This window comes from Methylomonas sp. BG-2, assembly GCF_057766305.1.
In genome coordinates this window covers 1-3,319 of the sequence record NZ_JBYMAP010000329.1, presented here as the reverse complement: position 1 = coordinate 3,319, position 3,319 = coordinate 1, and the positions used below count along the sequence as shown (strand labels likewise).

The following is a 3,319-nucleotide window of genomic DNA, read 5'->3' as shown; positions in this document are numbered from 1 at the left end:
TCGCCCAGACCGGCCAACTCGCGCCACAATCGCTCCGCGCGGTGAAAGGCTTCGGCGTGGCGAGGGTCCATTGCCAGCCAGGCCTCGAAGCCGGCGCGATCATCGGTGGAGCTGTCGCCGGAATTCAGGCGCACCAGCCAGGCTGACGCTTCCCCGCGGATCTGGGCGTCTGGTTCACGATTTTTTGAGGTCATCAGCATCGGGGCATCGCGATCAATCCCGATCCCAATCGGCGGCATCCACTGCCGTTAGGAACAGTTCCAATGCTTTCGCACAATGCCGTTCGACCGTGCGTCGCGGCAGATTCAGGGTTTCGGCGATTTCCCGGTGACTGTAGCCTTCGATGCGGTGCAACAGAAACACACGCTGTTGGACTTCCGGCAATTGTTGCAACACCTGCATGCACAAGCGCAAGGTTTGTTGATCGGCCGATAGGGCTTCCGGAGTCGGCGCCGGACCGCCGATTTGATCGAAGTCTTCAATTTCGCCGTCATACAGCTCGCGTATCCGCTGCTTACGGCGCAAGTCCACCGCCGCATTGGCGGTTACCCGATACAAATAAGCCCGCGGGTTTAAGATCGCATCCGGCGCTTCATGCTCCAACAAACGCAGATAAGCATCCTGCACCAAGTCTTCGGCGGCATCGTCCAAGCGCTGTCCGGCGAATCCCAGCAATTCCTGCCGGTGCAATCTGAACAAGCGTTCAAGCCAATTTTGTGTTCGGGCCATCGCTAAGCCGGGAGAAAAAACGCCATTTATAGCAAATACCCCGCCCCCGCGCTGTCGATAATCGCGGCCAATCGCCGCAATGCGATCCTGAAAGCGTCGGCCCGATGCGGCCGAGCACTACGACGCAGCCGCCCCCGCCTCATCGAAAAACCGCCGCGCCGAAATTCAGCCTTAATACTCCAATTTCACCGATCCGATCACCGTCAACGGATCGCCGGGCATATTCCAGGCGCGATTGGCGTTATAGGGTTCGCCCGCCACGAAGTAACGCTTGTCGAAAATATTGTAAACATTCAGTTGGGTGGTGAGCTTGCTAACGCCCAGATGCAAACTGTAACCGACCGAGGTATCAACCCGCACGTAGCCGGGCAACTGATAGCTGTTGGCATTGTCGCCTTCCCGCTTGCCGGCCAGATAGGCGCCGATTCCAAGCTGTAAACCGGACAAAGCCTGATTTTGAAAGGCGTATTTCAGCCAGGTGCTGCCCGAATGTTCCGCGACATTGGGCAAGCGATGCCCGGCATTGCCGGACAGCGCTCCGTCTTGGGTAATGCGGGCATCGGTAAACGCATAGCTGGCGATCAGGCTGAAACCGCCGCCCAATTGTCCGGCGACATCCATTTCGATGCCTTGGCTACGCGCGGCGCCGATGGTGTCGGACACGCCTTCCCGAATCAGCGTGACCACGTTCTGTTTATCGATATGGAAATAGGCCAGGTTGGCGGTCAAATCGCCCTTCAACCATTCGCCTTTCAAGCCGGCTTCGTACTGTACGGCGGTCTCCGGTTTCAGCGGTTGTCCGTTCTCCGAACGGCCGTTGTTGGTCCCGAATCCCTCCACGCGATTGCCGTACAGCGACAGCCAGTTCCACGGCCGATACAAAATACCCACCCTCGGGCTGAAAAACCCCTCGCTTTGCGCCGCGAGATTGACGTTACCGAAGCTAGGCACATAGCCGTTGTAATTATCGTTCTGGTCGGCGGAGTTTTGGTAAGAGGTCGAGACGCCGGCCGCTTGGTGGGCCCAATCGTAACGGCCGCCGCCGAGAATCTGCAATTTGCCGTCGAAGAATGCCAGATGGTCCTGAAAGTACAAGCCATACCAAGAGGTTTGGTTGATGGAGAAATCGTTGGGATGGTTGAGGCGTTGAAATTCGTAGGTGTTGTAATCCAGACTCGCGTAAACCGGGTTGTAAAGGTTGACCCGAGTAAAGGCGAAATTACCGCCGCCGAAATCGCCGGGAAAATGATAAGGACTGTCCGCCGGCGCATTGGCCGCGTTGAACCCGAAGAAACCCGATTGGCGCACTTCGTCGTAAAAATAGTCACCACCGATCAAAACATTGTGATCGACAGGGCCGGTCGCGAATTTGCCGTTTAAATTAAAGTACGCGTTATAGGATTCCTCGGTGCGATCCTCGAATTGAGATCCCCGGCGAACCACGAGCGGATTATTGCCCGCTTCCAGCAAGGGCTGGAACACCGCGACCAACACTTCGCGATAGTGCTGCGCGGTCCAGTTGGCGACGAAACCGTTCTTGAAGGTCCACCGATCGTTGAAGGCGTGCGACCAATTGAAATCCAACAGCGTGTTATCGGACGGATCTTGGTTGAACCGCCCGCCGGGCTGGCCGTAATTGGTATTGATCGGCACGTCGGCCACCCGATTACCCACGGCGGGAATGCCGGTATCGTAAGGTAAGTTGCGATCCATGTATTCCAGACTCAGATTGAATTCAGTCGCATCGCTGGCTTGCCAATGCAGCGACGGCGCCACGAAAATTTGAGTTTGGCTGACGAAATCGCGAAAGGAATTGCGGTCGGTGTACCCAAAATCCAAACGATAGGCCAAGCTTTTATCGTCGTTCAACGGCCCGGTAGCCTCCGCGACGGTTCGGTATAAGTCGTAACTGCCGAATTGTTGCTGCAGCGAGTAATGCGCCTCGGCCAGCGGCTGTTTAGTGACGACGTTGACCATGCCGCCCGGCTGGACCCGGCCGAACAACATCGCCGCCGGACCTTTCAACACTTCCACCTGCTCGATATTGGCCAGATCGGCATTAAAGTTGGAAATCCGTTGCCCATTGCGGAATCGGGAATAGTTGGTGCCGAAGCCGCGAATCACGAAATCCTGGCCCTGGCCGCCCGATGTCCACACCGGCTGCACGCCGCTGACGTTTTTGACCGCGTCTTCCAGGCGGATGGCTTGCTGATCGCTCAACACCTGCCGGGGCACGACCTCGACCGTCATCGGCGTATCCATTAACGGCGTGTCGGTTTTTGTCGATGCCGACGCAAATGCGCGGTTGTAGCTGGGATTGTCCGGATCGAGCCGTTCGGCGTTGGCTGTGGCAACGACAGTGACCGATGGCAAGGTTGCCGCCGAGTTCGCATCCGGCAGCGTAATCGCCACCGCTTCGTTACCGTTGAATTTAAAACTCAGGCCGGTACCCGACAGCAATTGCCGCAAGGCTTGTTCCACGGTCAAGCGGCCGGAAACCGCATGACTGGTTTTGCCGGCGACAACTTGATCTGAATAAAACGGCTTGATGCCGGTGCGCGCGGCCAATCCGTCCAACGCCACCGCCAGC

Annotated in this window: 3 protein-coding genes; all 3 read right to left on the bottom strand. The window is 57.3% G+C overall.

Translation table 11 applies throughout. The annotated features are described in order from the left end of the window. The coding region (locus AC3B8H_RS19615) for a FecR/PupR family sigma factor regulator (protein ID WP_488443207.1) at positions 1-194 on the bottom strand (194 nt) is incomplete at its 3' end. 19 nt (positions 195-213) lie between these two features. Then, positions 214-729, bottom strand: a complete 516-nt coding sequence (locus tag AC3B8H_RS19610) for an RNA polymerase sigma factor (RefSeq protein WP_488443206.1) — start codon at positions 727-729, stop codon at positions 214-216. A 171-nt stretch (positions 730-900) separates the two neighbouring features. Further along, positions 901-3,319, bottom strand: a 2,419-nt coding sequence (locus tag AC3B8H_RS19605) for a TonB-dependent siderophore receptor (RefSeq protein WP_488443205.1), incomplete at its 5' end; no start/stop codon positions are given.